The sequence below is a fragment of the Agrobacterium sp. FDAARGOS_525 genome, assembly GCF_003938925.1.
GTDB classification, from domain to species: Bacteria; Pseudomonadota; Alphaproteobacteria; order Rhizobiales; family Rhizobiaceae; genus Agrobacterium; species Agrobacterium pusense.
The window spans coordinates 1,561,188-1,584,682 of sequence record NZ_RKIU01000004.1; the positions used below are offsets into that span (position 1 = coordinate 1,561,188).

Below are 23,495 nucleotides of genomic sequence, written 5' to 3' on the forward strand. Positions count from 1 at the left end.
AGGATAACATTCTTTGTGGCGAAGACGAGGGCAGCCAAGCCCTCACCCCCATTTTTTAGGCAGCTTCGCTCAATTGTGATCGGCTGCAAGCGGATCAGTCGAGCCAGGCGGGCACGGAATCGAGGGCGATCAGCTCTTCATACGTGCCGCGGGGGCGGATGACGTGGAATTTGTCACCCTTGACCAGCACTTCCGGCACCAGCAGGCGGGAATTGTAGGTTCCTGCCTGCACCGCACCATAGGCGCCAGCGGAACTGACGGCGATGAGATCGCCCGGTTGCGGTGCGGCCATCTCACGGTCCAGCGCCAGATAGTCGCCGGTTTCGCAGACCGGGCCGACGATATCGGCCTTGATGCGCGGCGTATCCTCTGCCGGTTGCACCACCGGGCGGATGCCGTGATAGGCCTCATATAGTGTCGGACGGATGAGGTCGTTCATCGCGCCGTCAACGATTACAAAGGTCTTTTCGCCGCCATCCTTCACATAGATGACTTCCGTTACCAGAATGCCGGCATTACCGACGATCAGGCGGCCGGGCTCGGTGACGATCTTGCAGTTGAGGCTTTTCAACTCGTTCTTGACGATATGCGCATAGGCATCCGGCAAAGGCGGCGGATTATTGTCGTCGCGGTAGGGAATGCCGAGGCCGCCGCCAATATCGACATGGCTGATGGTGTGGCCATCGGTTCGCAGGGCCTCGACGAGTTCGCGCAGCAGCCGGAAGGCGTCTTCGAAAGGCTGCAACTCGGTGATCTGGCTGCCGATATGCATGTCGATGCCCGTGACTTCGATGCCGTGCAGGGTTGCAGCATGGGCATAGACGGCGCGCGCCCGCTCATAGGAAATGCCGAACTTGTTTTCTTTCTTGCCGGTGGAAATCTTGGCGTGGGTGCGCGCATCCACATCAGGGTTGATGCGGAAGGAGACATGCGCCCGCTTGCCCGCCTTGATGGCGCGCAGATTGAGGACTTCCAGCTCCGGCTCGGATTCGATGTTGAAACAATAAATGCCCACATCCAGCGCATAATCCATTTCCGCAACCGTCTTGCCGACGCCGGAGAACATGATGCGGTTTGCCGGCACGCCAGCAGCCAGAGCGCGACGCAATTCACCGCCGGAGACGACGTCGATGCCAGCGCCGAGCTTTGCCAGCGTCTTCAGCACGGCCTGGTTGGAGTTGGCCTTCATGGCATAACAGACCATGGCGTCCACATCCGCAAACGCACCTGAGAACACCTTGTAGTGGCGCTCCAGGGTTGCGGTCGAATAGACGTAGAAGGGCGTGCCGACCGCCTTGGCGATCTCGGGCACGGGCACGTTTTCGGCGTGCAGCACGCCGTCGATATAGCCAAAATGGTTCACGGCTTTTTACCCGTCAGAGAAGCTTGTCGAGAATGAAGGGCCGTTCCGCCGTTGCCGGCTTCGGCTCACTGCCATCGGCGGCGCGCTTGTTGCGCATTTCGACCGGCGTGCTCGGCGGATCGATGTCGCCCTTGCGCCCGCAGGCGCTGAGAGCGAGGCTTACGGCAAGCGTCATGCCGATGGGAACGATGAGTTTGCGCACGGATTTTGAAAGCATGGGCCTGTCCAAAGGAAATATGTGCATCTCTGATAACGAAAAACAGGGCGCTTGTGCACCCTGTTTCTTGTGATCGCGGCTTAACGCAGATTTATCAGTTGCGGCCGCGCCACCAGGCGATTTGTTTGCGCACCTCCGAAGGAGCCGTGCCGCCGAAGCTTGTGCGACTGGCGACCGATGCTTCCACCGAAAGAACATCGAAAACGCTGTTGGTGATACCGGGGTGGATCGCCTGCAACTCCTCCAGCGAAAGATCGGCGAGATCGCAGCCTTTCTTTTCCGCCAGCGCCACGGCATTGCCGGTCACATGGTGAGCATCGCGGAAGGGCAGTCCCGCTTCGCGCACCAGCCAGTCGGCCAGATCGGTCGCGGTGGAATAACCGGAGCCTGCCGCCGCCCGCATGCGGTCCTTGCGCACTTCAAGGTCGCGGATCATGCCGGTCATGGCGGCGATCGCCAGTTCCAGGCTTTCGGCGGCGTCGAAAACCTGTTCCTTGTCTTCCTGCATGTCCTTGGAATAGGCGAGCGGCAGACCCTTCATCACGGTGAGGAGAGCGATCAGCGAGCCGTTGATGCGGCCGGTCTTGGCGCGCACCAGCTCAGCGGCATCAGGGTTCTTCTTCTGCGGCATGATCGACGAGCCTGTGGAAAAGGCGTCCGACAGCCGGATGAAACCAAATTGCGGCGTCGACCAGATGACGATCTCTTCGGCAAGACGCGACAGATGCGTGGCGCAGATGGAGGCGATCGACAGGAATTCCAGCGCGAAATCGCGGTCGGACACGGTGTCGATGGAGTTGCGGGTCGGCTCGCGGAAACCGAGCGCCTTGGCCGTCATGTGGCGATCAATCGGATAGCCGGTGCCGGCAAGGGCAGCCGCACCAATCGGGCTTTCGTCCATGTGCTCGATGGCGTGGCGTACGCGGGCGCGGTCACGGCCGAACATTTCCACATAGGCCATGCAATGATGGCCGAAGGTGACAGGCTGCGCCGTCTGCAAATGCGTGAAGCCGGGCATGACCGTATCGGCGTTTTCCTCGGCGCGGTCGAGGAAGGCAGCGATGAGCGCCGTCAGCATGCCTTCGGTCTTCTGCAATTCTTCCTTGACCCACAGGCGGAAATCGAGCGCCACCTGGTCGTTGCGCGAGCGGGCGGTATGGAGGCGGCCGGCGGCCGGGCCGATGAGGGTGGCAAGCCGCGCTTCGATATTCATGTGAATATCTTCGAGCTTGCGGGAGAATTCGAAGCTGCCGGATTCGATCTCTGACAGGATCGTGTTCAGGCCTTCGGTGATCTTGTCTTTATCTTCAGGCGAAATAATGCCTTTAGATGCCAGCATGGCGGCATGCGCCATAGAGCCGCGGATATCCTGGGCGTAAAGTTTCTTGTCGAAGCCGATGGAGGCATTTATCTCTTCCATGATGGCAGATGGCCCGGAAGCGAAACGCCCGCCCCACATCTGGTTGGAGGATTTCTGATCTGTGCCGTCAGCCATGTGTGATGCCCTGGAGTATTCGATGACAGAGAAAAGGCCGTTCAGGCTTCCTTCCGCCAAATTGGTTGCAATTGCTGCCGTTGCCGGTGTGCTCGCCGGTGCAGGCGCGGTCTGGTTCAGGCATATTGGGTCTGAGAGCCCGGTTCAAGGGGCAGCGGTGGCCGACGCCGGTTTATGTGAAGGTGCGGCGAACCGCATTGCGACGCTGAAACCCTTTCTGAAGGGCCAGGTGGCGGCTATGTCGGCGGCAGACACCCCGCGCGTTATTCCGCTCTCCTTCAAAGGGCCGGAGGGGAAAGATATGAGCCTTGCCGATCTCAAGGGTAAAGCGGTGCTGCTCAATCTCTGGGCGACGTGGTGCGTGCCCTGCCGGGAAGAAATGCCGGCGCTGAACGCGCTGGAGAAGGAAAAGGGCGGTAACGGCTTTGAAGTCGTGGCTGTTAACATCGATACGGGCGGGGATGAGAAGCCGAAAGCCTTCATGGACGAATACAAGATCGATTCCCTGAAGCACTATCGCGACAGTTCCATGGGCGTTTTCAACGTTCTCAAAAAGGAAGGCCTTGCCTTTGGCCTGCCCGCAACCCTGCTGCTGGACGAAAACGGGTGCCTGCTCGGCGCCATGAACGGCCCGGCGGCGTGGGATAGCGAAGATGCGAAGGCGCTGATATCGGCAGTCAAATGACTGCCGATAAGACTTTTCGAACTCAGTATAGCGGGTCCACCGATACACCGTAATAAAGGCCTCGGCCGACACGACCCTGATTGCCTTCAAGGGTAATGCCAAACCCGGCTTCAATTTCCTTCAATATTGCAGCTTTGATGGAGGCGCTGGTTGATGCCTTATATGTAATGGCGTAATCCAGATCCGCCTTGAAAGCAGAACGTACAATATGTGCATTTTGCTTCTTGCGTTGTTTCCGAAGGATATTGCGGCACTCCGGCCCCAGCGTCTTTTCTATGGCTTCGAGTTTGTCGAGGCCGTATTCGAGATATTCGATATTGCTGAACCTGATTGTCAGGTTGTTCACATATTGCGCGCTGCTTGAAAATCCGAGTTTCTGCAGATTGTCTGCATTGAAGGAGAAATCCTTCTTTCGCCCGAAATCACTGATTTCGCCCCTCCCTTTTTCAGGGCTGCCAGGGAACGTCACATATTCCGGAGAGCAGATGTAACCAAGCGAGATATCGTCTTTGTCGTTATATCGATTGGTCTTTTTCCAGACGATGTTACCTGGACCAAAGCTGGTGCTGGGCGGCACCGTCGTGAGATAACCAGCCCTTCTGACAATCTCCCGCGGATTTTCCGAAACGCAACCGCTCGCGAGAATGGCGACAATAGACATTGCAGTATGAATTTTCATGTAAGCCCCCAAAAGAATCACAGCATGATCTTGGGTGCGCACGCACTGCGCGTCTACTTACTTTATAATCGCATAGATTGCATTGTCGCCCGGCTGCCTTCTGCGGTCCAGCAACGAAAGAACAGTGAAGGTTCTATCGTGTCGGAACCGGCGTCTCGCCGCGGTAATCATAAAAACCGCGGCCGGACTTGCGGCCGAGCCAGCCGGCTTCGACATATTTGACCAGCAGCGGGCAAGGGCGGTATTTGCTGTCGGACAGGCCGTCATGCAGCACCTGCATGATCGACAAACAGGTATCGAGGCCGATGAAGTCTGCGAGCTGCAGCGGACCCATCGGGTGGTTCGCGCCGAGGCGCATGGCGGTGTCGATGGCTTCCACGGAGCCAACGCCCTCATAAAGCGTATAGATTGCCTCGTTGATCATCGGCAGAAGGATGCGGTTGACGATAAAGGCCGGGAAATCTTCGGCGACGGTGATCGCCTTTTCGAGCGTCCGCACATAGTCCTTGGCCGCATCGAAGGTCTTTTCATTGGTGGCGATGCCGCGCACCAGTTCCACCAGTTTCATGACCGGCACCGGGTTCATGAAGTGGATGCCCATGAACTGTTCCGGACGGTCGGTGGCAGAGGCAAGCCGGGTGATGGAAAGTGAAGACGTGTTGGTGGCGAGAAGCGCCTCCGGCTTCAGGACCGGGCAGATCTGAGCATAGATCTTGCGCTTGATCTCTTCGTTCTCGGTGGCAGCCTCGATGACGAGGTCCATGGGTGCCAGGTCGTTGACATCGGTCGAACCGCTGATGAGCGCCAGGGCCTGCTTGCGGGCCTCGTCGGAAAGCTTGCCGTTGGTGACCTGGCGCGCGAGATTGCCGTTGATGGTGGCAAGGCCGGCCTCGATGCCGTCTTTGGAAAGATCGTAAATATGAACCCTGTAGCCGGCAATCGCAGAGACATGTGCGATGCCGCACCCCATCTGACCGGCTCCGATGACACCGATGTTCTTAAAGGGGGCGGTCATATGCTGTTCTCCCATGTGCTGCATGTGCAAATTCGCTGGCGATGTTACGCATATCGCCGAAAAAGAGAAGGCGGCGCGTTCAAAAAACGCGCCGCCTTCATCATCTATTTGAAATCAGAGAGCCTTTTGCAGTTCCGGCAATGCCTCGAAGAGGTCCGCCACAAGGCCGTAATCGGCAACCTGGAAGATCGGCGCTTCTTCGTCCTTGTTGATGGCGACGATGACCTTGCTGTCCTTCATGCCGGCCAGATGCTGGATGGCACCGGAAATGCCCGCCGCGATGTAAAGCTGTGGGGCGACGACCTTGCCGGTCTGGCCCACCTGCCAGTCATTCGGCGCATAGCCGGCATCGACGGCAGCGCGCGATGCACCAACGGCAGCACCGAGCTTGTCGGCGACAGGAAGGATGACTTCCTTGAAGTTTTCCGAAGAACCGAGAGCACGGCCACCCGAGATGATGATCTTCGCCGAGGTCAGTTCCGGACGGTCGGACGAGGCCAGTGCATCAGAAACGAAAGAGGAGACGCCGGGGTTTTCAGCGGCGGCGATCGTCTCGACCGCTGCCGAACCGCCTTCTGCCGCTGCCGCAAAGGCGGTCGGGCGAACGGTGATGACCTTCTTGCCATCGGTTGCCTGAACGGTCTGGATGGCATTACCGGCATAGATCGGGCGCTTGAAGGTATCCGGGCTGACAACTTCGATGATTTCCGAGACCTGAGCCACGTCGAGAAGCGCAGCAACACGCGGCGTGACGTTCTTTGCCGAGGCGGTCGCAGGAGCGATGATGACGTCATAGGACGGGGCAAGCGAAACGATCAGCGCCGCCAGCGGTTCCGCCAGCTGGTTTGCATAGGATGCATCGTCGGCAAGCAGCACCTTGGAAACACCGGAAAGTTTTGCTGCGGCGTCGGCAGCGCCCCTGGCGCCGGATCCGGCGACCAGCACATGGACGTCGCCGCCAATCTGAGTTGCCGCCGTCAGGGTCTTTGCCGTCAGGTCGGAAAGGGTTGCGTTGTCGTGTTCTGCCAGAAGAAGAATGGCCATGAGAATATCTCCCTTTTCCGAAACCTTAGAGGACGCCGTCGGCTTTGAGCTTTTCGACCAGCTCGGCAACCGAGCCCACCTTGATGCCGGCCTTGCGGCCCGCCGGCTCTTCGGTCTTCAACACCTTCAGGCGCGGCGAAACATCGACGCCGAAATCGGCCGGAGCCTTCTTGTCGAGCGGCTTCTTTTTCGCCTTCATGATGTTCGGCAGCGAGGCATAACGCGGCTCGTTCAAACGAAGATCGGTGGTGACGACAGCGGGAAGCTTCAGTTCCACGGTCTGCAGGCCGCCATCGACTTCGCGGGTCACCGCAACCTTGCCGTCGGCAGGCACGACCTTTGAGGCGAAGGTGCCCTGGCCCCAGCCGAGGAGGGCCGCAAGCATCTGGCCGGTCTGGTTCGAGTCGTCATCGATCGCCTGCTTGCCGACAATGACGAGACCGGGCTGCTCAGCCTCGGCCACGCCCTTCAGGAGCTTGGCGACAGCGAGCGGCTCGACCGTTTCATCGGTCTCGATCAGGATGGCGCGATCGGCACCCATCGCAAGCGCGGTGCGCAGCGTTTCTTCCGCCTTGGCAGGTCCAATGGAGACGACGACGACTTCTTCAGCCTTGCCGGCTTCCTTCAGGCGAAGGGCCTCTTCCACCGAGATTTCGTCGAACGGGTTCATCGACATCTTCACATTGGCAAGCTCAACGCCAGAACCATCCGCCTTCACGCGGATCTTCACGTTGTAATCGACGACTCGTTTAACGGGGACAAGGATTTTCATCGGCGGCTTTCCTCAAACTCCTGTCCGCTTGGCAGTGCCGAGCGGACCTCCAAAAACAGGTTGGCGACATGGATAAGCATTTTTCCCGCAATTACAACGGAGCAATCTTCATTATCGCATGCACACAAGGCATATCTTACGTTGACGTTAACGTAAATACTCTATCTCTCACGTGACGTCTCATCTACCCCCGTCATAGCCGCGTTCGATTTGCGACAACCCCGCCGTTTGCGACGTATTTTTGAACTGCGCCGCCCTCGGCGGGACAATGGTGCGATCAAACAGGGGAACGCCCCGTCTGCGCATGAAAATTACCATGATGGCGCCCGCCAAGATGCCGCCGACATGCGCGCCCCAGGAGACATTCTCTTCCAGCCCGAGCGCCAGCATCAGGAACTGCTGGCCGATCCACAGCGCCAGGGGAATGAAGGCGGGCAGTGGAAGCGGAATGCGCATGAGGACCAGCACCCAGACGCGCACTTTGGGATGCAGCAGGAAATAGGCCGCGACGACGCCGGAAACCGCACCCGAGGCACCGATCAGTGGTCCTTCCGAGGTGGGTGCGACGAAACCGTGAAACAGCGCGCCGGCGATGGCACAGGCGAGATAGAAGATCAGGAAACGAAAATGGCCGAGCGCATCCTCGACATTGTCGCCGAAGACCCAGAGAAACAGCATGTTGCCGGCCAGATGCCAGAAATCGAGATGAAGAAAGGCATAGGTGATGGCGGTGAGGTCATCAGGCACGACCTGCAGGGCGGGTTCCAGATAGGCGTAATCGAACACCACGGCGGGAATGAAGCCGAGGCCGAGGGCAGCGGCATTGGCTTCGGTGTCGCTGGCCAGCACGCCGGTAAACAGCCAGACCAGCACGTTGACCACGATCAGGCCGATGGTGACATATTGCAGCCGGATATGCTTGAGGGAATTCGCATCGTGCAGCGGTATGAACATCGAACGCCCTTTGGTTGCGTCGTTGAAACGCCTTAGCGGTTCTTGCCCGGAACCCACAATATGTCGGCCTTGCCGGCATCATTGGCGAAACGGGCCGCGACAAACAGGAAGTCGGAGAGGCGATTGGCATATTTGATGGCGGCCGGGCTGACGATCTCATTCTCGGTGACGGAAAGCTCCACCATCAGCCTTTCTGCGCGCCGGCAAACCGTGCGTGCCAAATGCAGATTTGCCGCCGCGGCGCTGCCGCCCGGCAGCACGAACGACGTCAACGGTTCGAGGGTGGCGTTGAGGTCGTCAATTTCGCTTTCCAGCCGTGTGACCTGGCTTTCGACTATACGCAACGGTTCGTAAGGCAGCGGTTCGCCATCGTCAGGCGTGGCAAGATCGGCGCCGAGGTCGAAAAGATCGTTCTGGATGCGGAAAAGCATGGCATCCAGCTTTTCCAGCCCGGCCGTGTGAAGCCGCGCGACACCGATGGCCGAATTGGTCTCGTCCACCGTGCCGTAGGCTTCGACGCGCAGATCGTGCTTCGGTCGGCGCGGGCCGGAAACCAGCGCCGTCGTGCCCTTGTCGCCGGTGCGGGTGTAGATCTTGTTCAGTTTCACCATGTCAGCGGCCGCCTCCGGTGAGCCAGAGGGTGAGCATGATCAGAGCGATGGCAATGGCCTGCAGAAGCAGGCGAAGCTGCATCAGCTTGTTGGACCGGTTGGCGTCCTGTCCCTTCAGCATGTTGAAGAGGCCGCGTATCAACACGATGACGACAAGCCCCATGACGATAAGGGCCAGAACGGTGGTGAAGCCGGACATGCGGTATTACTCCTCCTCAATCGAATCTGCGCAGCAGACGATAGAAAAGTCCGGCAGGCAAGAGCCGTTTCAGCATAAGCCCCTGTTTGGCCGGAACGGTAACGGGATAATGTGGTTTCGGCCTTGCAGCCGTCAGGGCGTGTTTCAGCACGGCATAAACGGCATCCGGGCCGAGCTTGTGACGGTTGACGGGGCCGGAACCATCCATACGCGCCAGCTGGCGTTTATATTCTGCCGCATGGGCCGAATTTTCGAGATCGATATGCTCATTGATATGAGCAAGCGCCGTCGCGGTGAATTTCGACGTGATCGGGCCGGGTTCGATCAGACTGACATGGATACCGCTGCCCTGAAGCTCCATGCGCAGGGTGACGCCCAGCCCCTCAAGCGCGAATTTCGAAGCGGTGTAGGCGCCGCGATAGCGATAGGGCACGAGCCCGAGAATGGACGAGCAATGCACGATGCGGCCCGCACCACGCGCCCGCATAAAGGGAATGACCCGCCGCGTCAGATCGTGCCAGCCGAAGACATTGGTTTCGAACTGGGCTCTCAGCGCTTCGACTGGCAGGTCCTCCACCGCGCCCGGCTGGCCATAGGCGCCATTGTTGAAAAGCGCATCGATGCGGTCGCCGGTGCGGGCGGCGACGGTGTCGACCAGCGCGGCGATGGTTTCGGGCTTTGTGTAATCCATGATCAGGGTTTCTATGCCCTGATTTTCGAGGGCTGCCATGTCAGCGATGCGCCGCACGGTGGCAAAGACCCGCCAGCCGTCCCGGTGGAGCGCGCCGGCGCAATAGGCGCCGATCCCCGAGGAACATCCGGTGACGATGATGACGGGTTTTTCAGACATTTGCCGCTCCGGGAAACCGACTGTCGCTCTGGTCCGATTACCCGGCCCGTTAAAATCCAATCGCGCGAAATCCGTGTCCTTCGGGAACCGAAAGGTCAGCTTGCGCGCTGTACAAAACGAAGCTGATTTCCCATATTCGGGGCGAAGTTACAAATGAAATGCCGATGAATGGAGGCGACATGGTTGCCGCAGTGCGCCTGGCAGGCAAGGTTGCCTTCGATGCCTATTCCCATTTCGCCGAGGATGACGGCTGGGCGATGGCGAGCCACATGGCGCTGTCCATCCTGCTGGCGCTGTTTCCGTTCCTGATCTTCGGCACGGCGCTGGCCGGTTTTCTGGGCGCCGACCAGTTCTCAGAAACGGCGGTGCATCTGATTTTCGACACCTGGCCGGAAGCAATTGCCGGTCCGCTGGCAGCTCAGGTGCAGCAGGTTCTCACCATCCCGCGCGGCGGCCTGCTGACGATTTCGGTACTGGCGGCTGCATACTTCGCCTCGAACGGCGTCGAGGCGCTGCGCATTTCGCTGAACCGCGCCTATCGCGTCACGGAAACGCGCTGGTGGTATGTGACCCGGCTGCTCAGCCTGCTTTATGTCCTGATTGCCGTTGTGGTCTTTGCCGGCATCAGCACCGTGCTCGTCGCCGTGCCGGTCGCCATGTCCTTCGCCGAACGGCGGTTTCCGTGGCTGACGGATGTGCTGAACACCATTTCCAGCCTCGGCCTTTATGGCACCATCGTGGTGCTGACGGCGGGGCTGGTGGCGGCGCATCTGTGGCTACCCGCAGGCAAGCGCCGCATCTGGGATGTCTGGCCGGGTATTTTGCTGACGATGATATTCTGGGTCATCGGCGCGGCTATCTTCGCCTATTATCTCTCCACCTTCGCCAATTATGCCGCCACCTATGCCGGTCTCGCCTCCGTCATGGTGGTTCTGGTGTTCCTTTATATGGTCGGCGTCATCTTCATGCTCGGCGCGGAGGTGAATGCCGCGTTGATGAAATACAAGGTCCGGCAGATCATCCGCCGTAACATCGGCGGCAATGGCGCGCGCCGCGGGCAGGCGCTAGAGGAGGCCGACAAGCCGGCGGATATCTGAGGGCGTCGCTCCTTCGGCGCGAAGGGCGGAAAGCCCGGTACTGCCTTCGCTTTTCGAAAGCTTGCGCCCGTCCGTGCCCAAAATCAGCCGGTGATGATGATAAGCGGGCTGCGGTAGGTCCAGCAGCTGCTGCAGCAGCCGGTGGATGGCGGTGGCATGGAAGAGATCCATGCCGCGCACCACATGGGTGATCCCCTGCAATGCATCGTCAACCACAACGGAAAGATGATAGCTCGAAGGCGCGTCGGAACGCGACAGCACCACATCGCCCCAGAGCGCGGGTAGGGCATCGATCTGCCCCGTCGCCCCGTCGCCGCTCTCCTGCCAGAACAGAGGGGTGCGGGCGGCGCGGATCGCCTTGTCCATGTCGAGCCGCCAGGCATGTTGCCGGCCGGATGCAAGCAGGGCCGCCCGTTCCGCCTTCGGCCTCTCGCGGTCGACGGACGGATAGAGCGGCGCTCCGTCAGGATCGCGCGGCCATGTCCCGCCTTCCGCTTCGAAGGCACCGACAATGGCCCTGGTTTCGCCACGGCTGAGAAAGGCGGGATAGGCAAGATCCGCCTCGATCAGCCTGTGCAGCGCCATCCGGTACTCATCGAAATGCTCCGATTGTCGCCGCACTGGCTCTTCCCAAGAGAGTTCCAGCCAGCCGAGATCATCATAGATCGCCTGCTCCAGCTGCGGCGTGCAGCGCGTCTGGTCTATATCCTCTATACGCAGCAGAAAGCGGCCGCCATTGTCCAGCGCCATGTCATGGTTCAGGAATGCGGAAAACGCATGGCCGAGATGCAGCGGGCCGTTGGGGCTTGGCGCGAAACGGTAAACCGGTTTTTGACGGATGGATGAAGGCATGGTTTCTTCTGCCATGTTTTAATGCACCCCGCCAGCGGGCTGGCGGCATATGGAATGACCGACATGAAAATCATCACCGGGATGGATGACATCAGCGAAGGGCTGGAGCATCTCGCCCGCCTCGACCCCGCACTTGCCCCTGTCATTGAGATAGCCGGTCCGCTGGAACTGCGCATCCACGAGCCCGGCTTTGCCGGCCTTGCTCATATCGTCGTCTCGCAGATGGTGTCGCGCGCCAGCGCCACTGCCATATGGGCGCGTATTCTCACCGGGACGGGCGGCGCGGTCACGGCGGAAAATTATCTCGGCGCACCGGAGGAATTGCGGGCTACTTTCGGCCTTTCGCGCGCCAAGGCGACGACGCTGGAAGGACTGGCTCGCGCCGTTACCGAAGGGCAGATCGACCTTGACGGCGTGGTGCGCAAGGAGGGGAGTGCAGCCCTTTCTGAACTCGTGGCGCTTCGTGGCATAGGCCCATGGACGGCCGAGGTCTATCTGATGTTCTGCGGCGGGCATCCGGATATTTTTCCCGTTGGCGATGTGGCGCTGAGATCAGCGGTGGCACATGCGCTCGATCTGGAGATAAGGCCGGAAGCGAAATGGCTCGCGGAACGCGCGACGCTCTGGTCGCCATGGCGCTCTGTAGCCGCCCGGCTTTTCTGGGGTTATTACGCCAACATCATGCGGCGCGCGATGGTGCCACTGCCCTGAGCGGGGTCAAAAATCGGCAATCCGATAGGGCAGGGCGCCGCGTGAAAGATGATCGAAATGCAGCTTGCGTTTCAGCGGCGGCACGGCGCGCTGCACGCAATCCACCCTTTCGCACACCCGACAGGAAATGCCGATCGGTTTGAAGGAAGCCGCATTGCCGAGATCGAGCGTGTCGGCGTAGACGAAATTCTGCGCATGGGAAATCTCGCAGCCGAGTGCGATGGCGTAACGCGGCCTTTCCGTATTGAAGCCGGCGCCGGCCTTTTCGATCTGCGTTGCAATGGAAAGATAGCGCACGCCGTCAGGCGTTTCCGCCAGCTGCCGCACGATCCTGTCGGAGCTTTCGAAAGCCTGATGGATATTCCACAGCGGACAGGCCGCGCCGAAGCGGGCAAATTGCAGCCGCGTGGCGCTGTGGCGTTTGGTGATGTTGCCGGCGCGGTCGATCTTGGCGAAAAAGATGGGTACGCCCTTCATGCCGGGTCGCTGCAGGGTGCTCAGACGGTGGGCCACCTGCTCAAGGCTTGCGCCGAAACGCACGGCGAGAAGTTCGAGATCGTGGCGTAGCTCCTGCGCCGCCCGGTGAAATTGCCAATAGGGCAGGATGAGCGCTGCGGCAAAATAATTGTGCAGTCCGATACGACAGATTTCGGCCGCTTCCGTGTTGCGGAAACCGGCGCCGGCCAGCACCCTGTCCACCGTCGGGCCGGCGTGAAGCTGGGCGATCTGCAAGGCGAGCTGAAAACAGCGGGTGGATGCGGCCATGTAGGAGCTGAGGGCGAGCGTTTTACCGACAGGATCGAAATGCCGGATCAGCCCGCCTGCCGCCGCGGTTCTTGTGATATGGATGCCGTAACGGTTCCTGAGATGTGCTGCTAGAATGCCGTCGGTCTCGCCTCCCTCGATCTCCAGTTCCTGCGCCAGCTCCTCGGCCAGAAGGTCGATCTCGGCAACGTAATTGTCGACGAAGTGAAAGAAATCGCGGACCTCCTCATAGGGGGTTCTTTCCACCTGCGCGGTGCCGCGGCCCAGCCTGTCATCCAGCTGCACCAGCTGCTCGCTGTTCTGGCGATAGGCCTGATGGGCGCGCAGCAGCGCATGGGCAAAACCCGGTGCGTTCTGGGCAATCAGCTTCAACTCCTGAAGCCCCGGTTCGTAATTCATGAACAGCGGGTCCTTCAGCGCCTCGCGCAGGGCGGAAACCAGCCGGTCGCTCTCGCCCGTCGCCAGTTCCGCCATGTCGAGCTGAAATTTTTCCACCAGCGTCACGAGAACTCTGGCCGAAACGGGGCGCTGGTTGTTTTCGATCTGGTTCAGATAGCTCGCGGAGATGCCCAGCCGTTCGGCAAATTGCGCCTGCGTGGCGCGGGCATTTTCGCGAAGGCCGCGCACCTTGCGGCCGATGAAGAGCTTTTCCGTCGCCATGTTGCAACTTTGCAAAATTAAATATTGCAAATATTTATGGCACGCATACGCGCACGATCAAGGCTTCTAGGCGAATGTTTTCTAAGCTATTGATTTTGAGGAAACGCATGGAGGAAACATGCCCGGCATTCTGGAGCAATTGGAAACGCGGCGGCAAGAGGCGCGGCTCGGCGGCGGCGTCAAGCGCATTGATGCGCAGCATGCCAAGGGCAAGCTGACGGCGCGCGAGCGCATCGACGTGCTCTTAGATGAAGGTTCCTTCGAAGAATACGACATGTATGTCACCCACCGTGCGGTGGATTTCGGCATGGCGGAGCAGAAGGTGGCGGGCGACGGCGTCGTGACCGGCTGGGGCACCATCAATGGCCGGCAGGTCTATGTGTTTTCCCAGGATTTCACCGTGCTCGGCGGTTCGCTATCCGAGACCCATGCGCAGAAAATCTGCAAGATCATGGATATGGCGGTGCGTAACGGCGCGCCTGTTATCGGCCTCAACGACAGCGGCGGCGCGCGTATTCAGGAAGGCGTGGCCTCGCTTGGCGGTTATGCCGATGTCTTCAAGCGCAATGTCGTCGCCTCCGGCGTCGTGCCACAGATCTCCGTCATCATGGGGCCATGTGCGGGCGGTGCGGTTTATTCGCCTGCCATGACCGATTTCATCTTCATGGTGCGTGACACCTCCTACATGTTCGTGACAGGGCCGGATGTGGTGAAGACGGTGACGAACGAGATCGTCACGGCCGAAGAACTGGGCGGCGCCTCGACCCATACCAAAAAATCTTCCGTCGCTGACGGCGCTTACGAAAACGACATCGAGACGCTGGAGCATGTGCGGCTGCTCTTTGATTTCCTGCCGCTCAACAATCGCGAAAAGCCGCCGGTGCGGCCGTTCCACGACGATCCGGCGCGCCTGGAAGCGCGGCTCGATACGCTGATCCCTGACAGTTCCAACAAGCCCTATGACATGAAGGAGCTGATCCACGCGCTGGCCGACGAGGGCGATTTCTTCGAGTTGCAGGAGGCCTTTGCCCGAAACATCATCACCGGCTTCATTCGTCTCGAAGGCCAGACGGTCGGCGTCGTCGCCAACCAGCCGATGGTGCTGGCCGGCTGCCTCGATATCGACAGTTCGCGCAAGGCCGCCCGCTTCGTGCGCTTCTGCGACGCCTTCAACATTCCGTTGCTGACGCTGGTGGATGTGCCGGGTTTCCTGCCAGGCACGGCCCAGGAATATGGCGGCGTCATCAAGCACGGCGCAAAACTTCTCTTCGCCTATTCGGAGGCGACAGTGCCGATGGTGACGCTGATCACCCGCAAGGCCTATGGCGGGGCTTACGACGTGATGGCCTCCAAACATATCGGGGCGGACGTCAACTACGCCTGGCCAACGGCCGAAATTGCCGTGATGGGTGCCAAGGGCGCGGCGGAAATCCTCTATCGTTCCGAGCTTGCCGATGCCGAGAAGATCGCTGCGCGCACGAGAGAATATGAGGAGCGTTTCGCCAATCCCTTCGTCGCGGCGGAGCGCGGATTTATCGATGAGGTCATCATGCCGCATTCCTCGCGCCGCCGCATCGCCCGCGCGTTTGCGTCGCTGCGCAACAAGAGCGTGGAAACCCGCTGGAAGAAACACGACACCATTCCGCTCTGATCTGCTGAAGGGCTGGAAAAATGCTTCGGCCACCTTACTATATGGATGTTCAGGCGCCCGGATGTCCGGATGTCCTCTTGAAACGCACAAGGACACATTTTCATGGCCGAAAAATCCTCAGCAGATAATTTCCCCGCCGGGTATGAAGTGCCCAAGGTCTGGACCTGGGACAAGGGCAATGGCGGCCAGTTCGCCAATATCAACCGGCCGATCGCCGGTCCCACCCATGAAAAGGAACTTCCCGTCGGCAAGCATCCGCTGCAGCTTTATTCGCTGGCGACGCCGAATGGCCAGAAGGTCACCATCATGCTGGAAGAATTGCTGGCTGCCGGCCACAAGGGCGCAGACTATGATGCCTGGCTGATCAAGATCGGCGAAGGCGACCAGTTCGGTTCCGGTTTCGTCGGCGTCAATCCGAACTCCAAGATCCCGGCGCTGATGGATCATTCGACGCCTGAGCCGACGCGCGTTTTCGAAAGCGGCTCTATCCTCGTTTACCTCGCGGAAAAATTCGGCGCCTTCCTGCCGAAGGAGGGCAATGCCCGCACGCAGGCGCTGAACTGGCTGTTCTGGCAGATGGGCTCCGCCCCCTTCCTCGGCGGTGGTTTCGGCCATTTTTATGCCTATGCGCCGATCAAGATCAAATACGCCATCGATCGTTACGCCATGGAAGTCAAACGCCAGCTCGACGTGCTGGATCGCCATCTCGCCAAAAACCGTTATCTCGCCGGTTCGGAATACACGATTGCCGACATGGCGGTGTGGCCGTGGTATGGCAAGATCGCGCTTGGCCAGGCATATGGCGATGCGGGTGCTTTCCTTGAAGCAGACGGTTATAAGAACGTCATGCGCTGGACGCTGGAAATCGGCGAACGCCCTGCTGTAAAACGCGGCGTGATCGTCAACAAGACCTCCGGCGATCCGTCTGAACAACTGCATGAACGCCACGATGCCTCCGACTTCGACACGAAGACGCAGGACAAGATCGGCAAGGCGTAACAAATACAAGAAGGACTAAAGATGGCGAACCTGCCCGAAATGACCAAACACAAGGGATTTCCCTCCGGTATGCCGAGCACGGGCGTCCAGTTCACCATCCGCCGCGCCAACCCCAAAGGGGTAACACCGATCAAGATGATACCCCGCCGGGCGCGCAACGACACCAAGGAGCATCGCATCGATGCCGCCTTTCTGCACTCGCTCTGGCACCATTTCGGTGCCGAGCCCTTCGAGCGCGGCAATCTCGACGCCGCCCGCCTCAACCTGCTTTTCGGCCGCGAGGTCGTACCTGCGGAGAAAAATTTCGACCCTGTTTCCTATCAGGCAATGCTCGTCATAGACGAACGCGTCGCCCGGCAGAATTTCCCGGAATCCTTCGAGAATTTTTTCGAGATTTGAGGGCTGTTTAAGGGTTTGTGCTGAGGGAGAGGGCAACAACCGCATGATCAAGAAAATCCTCATCGCCAATCGCGGCGAGATTGCCTGCCGGGTCATCAAGACGGCGAAGAAGATGGGCATCGCCACCGTTGCGGTCTATTCGGATGCCGATGCCAATGCGCTGCATGTGAGACAGGCAGATGAAGCCGTTCATATCGGCCCGGCACCCTCGTCACAGTCCTATATCGTCATCGACAAGATCCTTGAGGCGATCAAGAAGACCGGAGCGGATGCGGTCCATCCGGGCTACGGATTCCTGTCGGAAAACGCTGCCTTTGCGCAGGCGCTGGAAAAGGCGGGTGTCGTTTTTATCGGTCCGCCCGTCGGCGCGATCGAGGCCATGGGTGACAAGATCACGTCGAAGAAACTGGCGGCGAAAGCCGGCGTTTCCACCGTACCCGGCCATATGGGGCTGATCGAGGATGCGGATGAGGCGGTGAAGATCGCCTCGCAGATCGGTTATCCGGTCATGATCAAGGCGTCTGCCGGCGGTGGCGGCAAGGGCATGCGCATCGCCTTCAACGACGCTGAGGCGCGCGAGGGTTTCCAGTCCTCGAAAAACGAGGCGAAATCCTCCTTTGGTGACGATCGCATCTTCATCGAAAAATTCGTCACCCAGCCGCGCCATATCGAGATACAGGTACTGGGCGACAGGCACGGTAATATCCTTTATCTCGGGGAGCGCGAATGCTCGATCCAGCGGCGCAATCAGAAGGTCATCGAGGAAGCGCCGTCGCCGTTTCTGGACGAGGCGACTCGGCATGCCATGGGCGAGCAGGCCGTGGCGCTGGCGAGAGCGGTCGGTTACCACTCCGCCGGCACGGTGGAATTCATTGTTGATGGCGACCGCAACTTTTATTTTCTCGAAATGAACACCCGCCTGCAAGTGGAGCATCCGGTAACGGAACTGATCACCGGCATCGATCTGGTTGAACAGATGATCCGTGTGGCCTCGGGTGAAAGGCTTTCCTTCGGACAGGCGGATGTGAAGCTGAACGGTTGGGCGATCGAAAGCCGGCTTTATGCCGAGGATCCCTATCGCAACTTCCTTCCTTCGATCGGTCGTCTGACGCGTTATCGGCCGCCGCAGGAGGGGGCGCAGGAAAACGGCACCATTCTCCGCAACGATACCGGTGTTTTCGAAGGCGGCGAGATTTCGATGTATTACGATCCGATGATCGCCAAGCTGTGCAGCTGGGGCAAGGATCGCGAAACGGCCATCGATGCCATGGGGCGGGCGCTCGACCGTTTCGAAGTCGAGGGCATCGGCCACAATCTGCCCTTCCTGTCGGCCGTCATGCAGCATGAGCGCTTTCGCTCTGGCAGGCTCACGACGGGCTTCATCGCGGAAGAGTTTCCGGAAGGCTTCTCCGGCGTCGAGCCGGATGAAGCCGCAGCACGCAGGCTTTCTGCCATTGCCGCTATCATCAATCAGCGTGTGCAGAACCGAGCGGTGGAAATTTCCGGTACCATCGGCAATCATCGCCGCATTATCGGGCAAGACTGGATGGTTTCGTTTGGTGGGTTCCGCCACCGGCTCAGCATTGAAACCGGTGCGGATGGCGCGGCGGTCCGTTTTGAAGACGGGACAGCGCTCACCATCGATACCGGCTGGCTTCCCGGTCAAAGCCTTGGCCAGTTTACGGTGGCGGGCGAGGTCATTGCCGTCAAGGTCGACCTTGCAGGCGCAGCGGTTCGTCTGCGCTGGCGTGGCATGGATGTTCTCGCCCGCGTGCGCAGCCCGCGCGTGGCGGAACTGGCGCTGCTGATGCCGGAAAAACTGCCGCCGGATACGTCGAAACTGCTGCTCTGCCCCATGCCGGGGGTCATCACCGGTATTTCGGTGTGTGAGGGTGACGAGGTAGAGGCCGGGCAGGCACTGGCGACGGTGGAAGCCATGAAGATGGAAAACATCCTGCGTGCCGAAAAACGCGGTCGTGTTGCGAGAGTGGCGGCGAAACCCGGCGATAGTCTCGCTGTGGATGAGGTTATTCTCGAGTTCGAGTGAGGGTCGCTGCCGGTTTGTCCGGAACGGATACCGGCCGGGGCGGTTTACGGGGTCGGACCTGCGGACGGGCCGGGCGAATCTGCCTTGATCTCCCGCTGGAATGCTAGAGCGAAATGCAAACGGGGAGAGATGCATGTCGGGTGAAAAAACGGTGCGGGATTGGCTTCACCTTGCTGAAAAGGAGCTGAAGCGCTCACCGGACACACTCGTCTGGCACACGCCCGAGGGTATCGAGGTCAAGCCGCTCTATACGGCCGACGACCTGCAACATGTTTCCCATCTGAACAGCCTGCCGGGATTTGCGCCTTTCACCCGCGGCCCGCGCGCCACCATGTATGCGGGACGGCCCTGGACCATCCGCCAATATGCCGGTTTCTCCACCGCGGAAGCCTCGAATGCCTTTTACCGCAAGGCGCTGGCCGCCGGTCAGCAGGGCGTTTCCGTGGCTTTCGATCTCGCTACCCATCGCGGTTATGACAGCGACCATCCGCGCGTGGAGGGCGATGTCGGCAAGGCAGGCGTGGCGATCGATAGCGTCGAGGACATGAAAATCCTGTTCGACGGCATCCCGCTCGACAAGGTCTCGGTGTCCATGACGATGAATGGCGCGGTCATTCCCGTACTTGCCAGTTTCATCGTAGCGGGGGAGGAGCAGGGCGTGCCGCGTGCAGCGCTTTCCGGTACCATCCAGAACGACATCCTCAAGGAGTTCATGGTCCGCAACACCTATATCTATCCGCCCGAACCCTCGATGCGGATCATCGCCGACATCATCGAATATACGGCGAGGGAGATGCCGAAATTCAACTCCATCTCGATATCCGGCTATCATATGCAGGAGGCCGGGGCGACGCTGGTGCAGGAGCTTGCCTTCACACTCGCGGATGGCCGTGAATATGTGCGGGCGGCGCTGGCCAAGGGGCTGAATGTTGACGATTTTGCCGGCCGCCTGTCGTTCTTTTTCGCCATCGGCATGAATTTCTTCATGGAAGCGGCCAAGCTGCGCGCCGCGCGCCTGCTGTGGTCACGTATCATGGAGGAATTCAAGCCGCAAAAGGCGTCCTCGCTGATGCTGCGCACCCATTGCCAGACGTCGGGCGTGTCGCTCCAGGAGCAGGACCCCTATAACAACATCGTCCGCACTGCCTTCGAGGCCATGTCCGCCGTGCTCGGCGGCACGCAATCACTGCACACCAATTCCTTCGATGAGGCGATTGCGCTGCCGACGGAATTCTCTGCCCGCATTGCCCGCAATACCCAGCTTATCCTCCAGCACGAAACCGGCGTCACCAGGGTCGTCGATCCGCTGGCCGGTTCCTATTATGTCGAAAGCCTGACGAATGAGCTGGCCGAGAAGGCCTGGGCGCTGATCGAGGAGGTCGAGACGCTTGGCGGCATGACAAAGGCCGTGGCGGAAGGCCTGCCGAAACGGCTGATCGAAGAGGCCGCGACACGCCGGCAGGCGGCGGTGGACAAGGGCGAGGAGGTGATCGTCGGCGTCAACCGCTATCGTCTCGAGAATGAAGAGGATATCGATGTTCTCGATATCGATAACGCCGCCGTGCGGGCCGCGCAAATCCGCCGCATCGAAGACACGCGCCGGCGCCGCGATGGCAAGGACGTGACCGCCGCTTTGCAGGCGCTCTCGGAGGTGGCCCGCAGCGGCAAGGGCAATATTCTCGAAGCCGCCGTCGTTGCGGCCCGTGCACGCGCCACGGTGGGAGAGATTTCCGATGCGCTGCGCGCGGCCTTCGGAGACCACGCTGCGGTGCCCGAGGTGGTGAGCGATATCTACGGCGAGGCTTATAAGGATGAGCCGGAACTCGCTACGCTTGCCGCCCGCCTTTCAGGTGTGGCTGAACGGATCGGCACAAAACCGCGCATCATGGTCGCCAAGCTGGGGCAGGATGGGCATGATCGTGGCGCAAAGGTTATTGCGTCTGCCTTCGGCGATATTGGTTTCGACGTGTTGGCCGGTCCCCTGTTCCAGACACCGGCGGAGGCGGCCGAGCTTGCCGTTGAGAACAAGGTGCATGTGGTCGGCATGTCGTCGCTCGCCGCAGGGCACAAGACGCTTGCGCCGCAGCTGGTCGAGGCGCTGAAACAGAAAGGCGCGCAAGACGTCATCGTTGTTGTCGGTGGGGTCATTCCGCGCCAGGATTATCAGTTCCTGCTCGACCACGGAGTCTCGGCCATCTTCGGCCCCGGTACCAATGTCATGGATGCGGCCAACAAGGTGCTCGACCTGCTCGAAGGCATCAGGCGGAACGTGTGAGGGAAGGCGGCCATGTTCGGAAGATTGAATCACGTCGCCATCGCGGTACCCGACCTCGATGCCGCCATTGCCCGTTACAGGGCGCTTGGCGCGGCGGTTTCGGAACCACAAGCCCTGCCTGAACATGGCGTGACGGTTGTTTTCATTCAGGCTGATAACACCAAGATCGAACTTCTTCACCCGCTCGGGGAAAACTCGCCGATTGCCACTTTTCTTGAACGCAATTCGGGCGGCGGCACACATCATCTCTGCTTCGAGGTGCCGGATATACTGGCGGCGCGCGACGACCTCATTCAAAAAGGCGTCCGTATTCTCGGCGATGGCACGCCAAAGATCGGCGCGCACGGCAATCCCGTTCTTTTCCTGCATCCGAAGGATATGGGCGGGGTGCTTTATGAGCTCGAGCAGGTTTCTCAGACACACGGCTGAAACATAAATCTCCTAGGAGGCTGACCCTGTGAGGCAATGCTCACGGCGGCGCTTTCACACGTGCTTTCGTGGTTCGTTTGTTTTCTTTTGACATTCGTTTTGTTTTCGTTTTTATGTAATTGTCTTTCCATAAAGGGTTCTCCCTTGCATTGTCGCGGAGGCTTCATGTCCAGCGAGAACATTTTTGATCTTTTTGTCATCGGCGGCGGCATCAATGGCTGCGGCATTGCCCGCGATGCGGTGGGCAGGGGTTATTCCGTGGCGCTTGCGGAAAAAGGCGATTTCGCTTCCGGCACGTCGTCCGCCGCCACCAAGCTCATCCATGGCGGCCTGCGGTATCTCGAACATTACGAGTTTCGTCTGGTGCGCGAGGCGCTGATGGAGCGGGAAATTCTCTGGGCCATGGCGCCGCATGTCATCTGGCCCATGCGTTTCGTCCTGCCCATTCAGAAGGGCGGGGTGCGCCCGGCCTGGATGGTTCGGCTTGGCCTGTTTCTTTATGACAATCTCGGCGGCCGGAAACTTTTGCCAGCCACCCGAACGCTCGATCTGCGGAAGGACCCGGCTGGAAAGCCTCTGAAGCCGGCTTTTGCCAGGGCCTTCGAATATTCCGACGGTTGGGTGGATGATGCCCGTTTCGTGGTTCTCAATGCGCGCGATGCCGCTAATCGCGGCGCGATGATCATGAACCGCACGCGGGTCGTTTCCGCACGACGCGAAGGTGGGCTCTGGCTCATCGAAACTCTGGACGAAAAAACCGGCCGTGCGGGCGTGCACAAGGCACGTATGCTGGTGAACGCCGCTGGTCCCTGGGTGGATACGGTGCTGTCCGGCGTCTTCGGGCGAAAGGATGTGCATAATGTCCGGCTCGTGCAGGGCAGCCATATTATCGTGCGCCGGAAGTTTTCCGATCCGCGCGCCTATTTCTTCCAGAACCCTGACAACCGCATCATCTTCGCCATTCCCTATGAGCGGGATTTCACGCTGATCGGCACCACGGATCGCGACTACAAGGGCGATCCGGCCAAGGTTCGCATTTCCGAGGAAGAGATTTCCTATCTCTGCAACGCCGCCAGCGACTATTTCAGCGAGCCGGTTCGGCCGGAAGACATCGTCTGGACCTATTCCGGCGTGCGGCCGCTGTTTGATGATGGTGCTTCGAAAGCGCAGGAAGCCACACGCGATTACGTGCTGAAGGTTGAGGAGGGCAACGGGCAAGCTCCACTCCTCAATATTTTCGGCGGCAAGCTCACCACCTATCGACGGCTGGCGGAACATGCGCTGGAAAAGATCGGCGCGGCGATCGGCGAGAAGGGCAAGCCATGGACGGCGGGCTCACACCTGCCGGGTGGAGATTTCGGCGCGGAGAGATATGAGACGCGGGTGCGGGCGCTTGTCTCCCGATATCCTTTCCTCGATGGACACCATGCCGAGCGGCTAGTCAGAAACTACGGTACGAAGGCTGCGGAATTGTTGGGCAGCGTTACCGATGCCGCCGGGCTCGGCCGGCATTTCGGCGGCACGCTCTATGAATGCGAGGTGCGCTGGCTGGTTGAGCAGGAATGGGCCTGCACGGCCGAGGACATTCTCTGGCGACGTACGAAACAGGGCCTTCGCATGAGCAAGGCCGAGGCTGCCGAGCTGGATGACTTCGTATCCAAGCTGACGGGTGGAAGGGAAAAGGCGGAAGCTGCGGTGGAGCGAGCCTGAACGTCTTCCGCTAGTG

General features: G+C 59.9%; 23 protein-coding genes. 10 read left to right on the forward strand and 13 right to left on the reverse strand.

All coding sequences use genetic code 11. The annotated features are described in order from the left end of the window. Positions 1-94: 94 nt before the first annotated feature. The 3 genes from lysA to argH form a co-directional block, all read right to left on the reverse strand. Positions 95-1,363 carry a diaminopimelate decarboxylase gene (lysA, locus tag EGT36_RS23640; RefSeq protein WP_037092710.1) on the reverse strand — a complete coding sequence of 423 codons (1,269 nt, stop codon included), beginning with the start codon at positions 1,361-1,363 and terminating at the stop codon, positions 95-97. Between the two features lie 13 nt (positions 1,364-1,376). Then, positions 1,377-1,580 carry an LPS translocon maturation chaperone LptM gene (lptM, locus tag EGT36_RS23645; RefSeq protein WP_004445637.1) on the reverse strand — a complete coding sequence of 68 codons (204 nt, stop codon included), beginning with the start codon at positions 1,578-1,580 and terminating at the stop codon, positions 1,377-1,379. A 94-nt stretch (positions 1,581-1,674) separates the two neighbouring features. Then, on the reverse strand, positions 1,675-3,075 hold the full coding sequence (argH, locus tag EGT36_RS23650; RefSeq protein ID WP_034497212.1) for an argininosuccinate lyase: 1,401 nt from the start codon (positions 3,073-3,075) through the stop codon (positions 1,675-1,677). 22 nt (positions 3,076-3,097) lie between these two features. On the opposite strand from argH, the gene tlpA reads away from it, so the two are divergent. Next, the gene (tlpA, locus tag EGT36_RS23655) at positions 3,098-3,760 is read left to right on the forward strand and encodes a thiol:disulfide interchange protein TlpA (RefSeq protein ID WP_037092758.1); all 663 of its coding nucleotides are present in this window, start codon (positions 3,098-3,100) and stop codon (positions 3,758-3,760) included. A gap of 22 nt (positions 3,761-3,782) precedes the next feature. On the opposite strand, the gene EGT36_RS23660 is transcribed toward tlpA, so the two are convergent. From EGT36_RS23660 to EGT36_RS23695, 8 genes are all read right to left on the reverse strand, one after another. Beyond that, positions 3,783-4,439 (reverse strand): hypothetical protein, encoded by a 657-nt coding sequence (locus EGT36_RS23660; RefSeq protein WP_037092712.1) that lies wholly within the window; start codon positions 4,437-4,439, stop codon positions 3,783-3,785. A gap of 133 nt (positions 4,440-4,572) precedes the next feature. After that, positions 4,573-5,454 (reverse strand): 3-hydroxybutyryl-CoA dehydrogenase, encoded by an 882-nt coding sequence (locus tag EGT36_RS23665; protein ID WP_037092713.1) that lies wholly within the window; start codon positions 5,452-5,454, stop codon positions 4,573-4,575. A 114-nt stretch (positions 5,455-5,568) separates the two neighbouring features. Continuing rightward, on the reverse strand, positions 5,569-6,498 hold the full coding sequence (locus EGT36_RS23670; RefSeq protein WP_125271169.1) for an electron transfer flavoprotein subunit alpha/FixB family protein: 930 nt from the start codon (positions 6,496-6,498) through the stop codon (positions 5,569-5,571). Positions 6,499-6,523: 25 nt separating this feature from the next. Next, positions 6,524-7,270, reverse strand: coding sequence for an electron transfer flavoprotein subunit beta/FixA family protein (locus EGT36_RS23675; protein ID WP_022563006.1), 747 nt, complete (start codon positions 7,268-7,270; stop codon positions 6,524-6,526). A 180-nt stretch (positions 7,271-7,450) separates the two neighbouring features. Continuing rightward, a complete protein-coding gene (locus EGT36_RS23680) occupies positions 7,451-8,224 on the reverse strand; it encodes a rhomboid family intramembrane serine protease (RefSeq protein ID WP_004445626.1) in 774 nt (257 codons plus the stop codon). A gap of 32 nt (positions 8,225-8,256) precedes the next feature. Continuing rightward, a complete protein-coding gene (locus EGT36_RS23685; RefSeq protein WP_022563004.1) occupies positions 8,257-8,835 on the reverse strand; it encodes a cob(I)yrinic acid a,c-diamide adenosyltransferase in 579 nt (192 codons plus the stop codon). A gap of 1 nt (position 8,836) precedes the next feature. Next, complete coding sequence (locus EGT36_RS23690; RefSeq protein ID WP_004445622.1) at positions 8,837-9,034, reverse strand: twin transmembrane helix small protein; 198 nt, start codon at positions 9,032-9,034, stop codon at positions 8,837-8,839. 16 nt (positions 9,035-9,050) lie between these two features. Beyond that, on the reverse strand, positions 9,051-9,884 hold the full coding sequence (locus EGT36_RS23695; RefSeq protein WP_037092716.1) for an SDR family oxidoreductase: 834 nt from the start codon (positions 9,882-9,884) through the stop codon (positions 9,051-9,053). A gap of 179 nt (positions 9,885-10,063) precedes the next feature. Here EGT36_RS23695 and EGT36_RS23700 point away from each other — a divergent pair, with 179 nt between their 5' ends. Beyond that, positions 10,064-10,981 carry a YihY/virulence factor BrkB family protein gene (locus EGT36_RS23700; protein WP_004445618.1) on the forward strand — a complete coding sequence of 306 codons (918 nt, stop codon included), beginning with the start codon at positions 10,064-10,066 and terminating at the stop codon, positions 10,979-10,981. Here EGT36_RS23700 and gluQRS read toward each other — a convergent pair. Next, positions 10,949-11,848, reverse strand: a complete 900-nt coding sequence (gene gluQRS, locus EGT36_RS23705) for a tRNA glutamyl-Q(34) synthetase GluQRS (protein ID WP_037092717.1) — start codon at positions 11,846-11,848, stop codon at positions 10,949-10,951. The two genes, EGT36_RS23700 and gluQRS, sit on opposite strands and share 33 nt — an antisense overlap. 39 nt (positions 11,849-11,887) lie before the next feature. On the opposite strand from gluQRS, the gene EGT36_RS23710 reads away from it, so the two are divergent. Continuing rightward, a complete protein-coding gene (locus EGT36_RS23710; RefSeq protein ID WP_161794443.1) occupies positions 11,888-12,544 on the forward strand; it encodes a DNA-3-methyladenine glycosylase family protein in 657 nt (218 codons plus the stop codon). A gap of 6 nt (positions 12,545-12,550) precedes the next feature. Here EGT36_RS23710 and EGT36_RS23715 read toward each other — a convergent pair whose 3' ends face one another. Beyond that, positions 12,551-13,969: a helix-turn-helix domain-containing protein gene (locus tag EGT36_RS23715; protein WP_125271170.1), complete on the reverse strand. Its 1,419-nt coding sequence runs from the start codon at positions 13,967-13,969 to the stop codon at positions 12,551-12,553. Positions 13,970-14,087: 118 nt separating this feature from the next. Between EGT36_RS23715 and EGT36_RS23720 the strand changes: the two genes are divergently transcribed. The 7 genes from EGT36_RS23720 (at position 14,088) to EGT36_RS23750 (ending at position 23,479) form a co-directional block, all read left to right on the forward strand. Next, positions 14,088-15,620: an acyl-CoA carboxylase subunit beta gene (locus tag EGT36_RS23720; RefSeq protein WP_125271171.1), complete on the forward strand. Its 1,533-nt coding sequence runs from the start codon at positions 14,088-14,090 to the stop codon at positions 15,618-15,620. 102 nt (positions 15,621-15,722) lie between these two features. Next, on the forward strand, positions 15,723-16,619 hold the full coding sequence (gene yghU, locus EGT36_RS23725) for a glutathione-dependent disulfide-bond oxidoreductase (protein WP_125271172.1): 897 nt from the start codon (positions 15,723-15,725) through the stop codon (positions 16,617-16,619). A 21-nt stretch (positions 16,620-16,640) separates the two neighbouring features. Beyond that, positions 16,641-17,018, forward strand: coding sequence for a hypothetical protein (locus EGT36_RS23730; RefSeq protein ID WP_004445608.1), 378 nt, complete (start codon positions 16,641-16,643; stop codon positions 17,016-17,018). Positions 17,019-17,061: 43 nt separating this feature from the next. After that, positions 17,062-19,065, forward strand: coding sequence for an acetyl-CoA carboxylase biotin carboxylase subunit (locus tag EGT36_RS23735; protein WP_125271173.1), 2,004 nt, complete (start codon positions 17,062-17,064; stop codon positions 19,063-19,065). Positions 19,066-19,198: 133 nt separating this feature from the next. Further along, complete coding sequence (gene scpA / locus EGT36_RS23740; protein ID WP_125271174.1) at positions 19,199-21,340, forward strand: methylmalonyl-CoA mutase; 2,142 nt, start codon at positions 19,199-19,201, stop codon at positions 21,338-21,340. A 12-nt stretch (positions 21,341-21,352) separates the two neighbouring features. Beyond that, entirely contained in the window at positions 21,353-21,769 is a 417-nt protein-coding gene (gene mce / locus EGT36_RS23745; RefSeq protein ID WP_125271175.1) for a methylmalonyl-CoA epimerase, read from the forward strand. 165 nt (positions 21,770-21,934) lie between these two features. Further along, positions 21,935-23,479: a glycerol-3-phosphate dehydrogenase gene (locus EGT36_RS23750; RefSeq protein ID WP_125271176.1), complete on the forward strand. Its 1,545-nt coding sequence runs from the start codon at positions 21,935-21,937 to the stop codon at positions 23,477-23,479. The last annotated feature ends 16 nt before the right edge of the window (positions 23,480-23,495 follow it).

Coding starts and splice junctions, on each gene's coding strand:
- lptM (WP_004445637.1), bottom strand. CDS start 1,580: ATGCTTTCAAAATCCGTGCGCAAACTCATCGTTCCCATCGGCATGACG.
- argH (WP_034497212.1), bottom strand. CDS start 3,075: ATGGCTGACGGCACAGATCAGAAATCCTCCAACCAGATGTGGGGCGGG.
- tlpA (WP_037092758.1), top strand. CDS start 3,098: ATGACAGAGAAAAGGCCGTTCAGGCTTCCTTCCGCCAAATTGGTTGCA.
- EGT36_RS23660 (WP_037092712.1), bottom strand. CDS start 4,439: ATGAAAATTCATACTGCAATGTCTATTGTCGCCATTCTCGCGAGCGGT.
- EGT36_RS23665 (WP_037092713.1), bottom strand. CDS start 5,454: ATGACCGCCCCCTTTAAGAACATCGGTGTCATCGGAGCCGGTCAGATG.
- EGT36_RS23670 (WP_125271169.1), bottom strand. CDS start 6,498: ATGGCCATTCTTCTTCTGGCAGAACACGACAACGCAACCCTTTCCGAC.
- EGT36_RS23675 (WP_022563006.1), bottom strand. CDS start 7,270: ATGAAAATCCTTGTCCCCGTTAAACGAGTCGTCGATTACAACGTGAAG.
- EGT36_RS23680 (WP_004445626.1), bottom strand. CDS start 8,224: ATGTTCATACCGCTGCACGATGCGAATTCCCTCAAGCATATCCGGCTG.
- EGT36_RS23685 (WP_022563004.1), bottom strand. CDS start 8,835: ATGGTGAAACTGAACAAGATCTACACCCGCACCGGCGACAAGGGCACG.
- EGT36_RS23690 (WP_004445622.1), bottom strand. CDS start 9,034: ATGTCCGGCTTCACCACCGTTCTGGCCCTTATCGTCATGGGGCTTGTC.
- EGT36_RS23695 (WP_037092716.1), bottom strand. CDS start 9,884: ATGTCTGAAAAACCCGTCATCATCGTCACCGGATGTTCCTCGGGGATC.
- EGT36_RS23700 (WP_004445618.1), top strand. CDS start 10,064: ATGGTTGCCGCAGTGCGCCTGGCAGGCAAGGTTGCCTTCGATGCCTAT.
- gluQRS (WP_037092717.1), bottom strand. CDS start 11,848: ATGGCAGAAGAAACCATGCCTTCATCCATCCGTCAAAAACCGGTTTAC.
- EGT36_RS23710 (WP_161794443.1), top strand. CDS start 11,888: ATGACCGACATGAAAATCATCACCGGGATGGATGACATCAGCGAAGGG.
- EGT36_RS23715 (WP_125271170.1), bottom strand. CDS start 13,969: ATGGCGACGGAAAAGCTCTTCATCGGCCGCAAGGTGCGCGGCCTTCGC.
- EGT36_RS23720 (WP_125271171.1), top strand. CDS start 14,088: ATGCCCGGCATTCTGGAGCAATTGGAAACGCGGCGGCAAGAGGCGCGG.
- yghU (WP_125271172.1), top strand. CDS start 15,723: ATGGCCGAAAAATCCTCAGCAGATAATTTCCCCGCCGGGTATGAAGTG.
- EGT36_RS23730 (WP_004445608.1), top strand. CDS start 16,641: ATGGCGAACCTGCCCGAAATGACCAAACACAAGGGATTTCCCTCCGGT.
- EGT36_RS23735 (WP_125271173.1), top strand. CDS start 17,062: ATGATCAAGAAAATCCTCATCGCCAATCGCGGCGAGATTGCCTGCCGG.
- scpA (WP_125271174.1), top strand. CDS start 19,199: ATGTCGGGTGAAAAAACGGTGCGGGATTGGCTTCACCTTGCTGAAAAG.
- mce (WP_125271175.1), top strand. CDS start 21,353: ATGTTCGGAAGATTGAATCACGTCGCCATCGCGGTACCCGACCTCGAT.
- EGT36_RS23750 (WP_125271176.1), top strand. CDS start 21,935: ATGTCCAGCGAGAACATTTTTGATCTTTTTGTCATCGGCGGCGGCATC.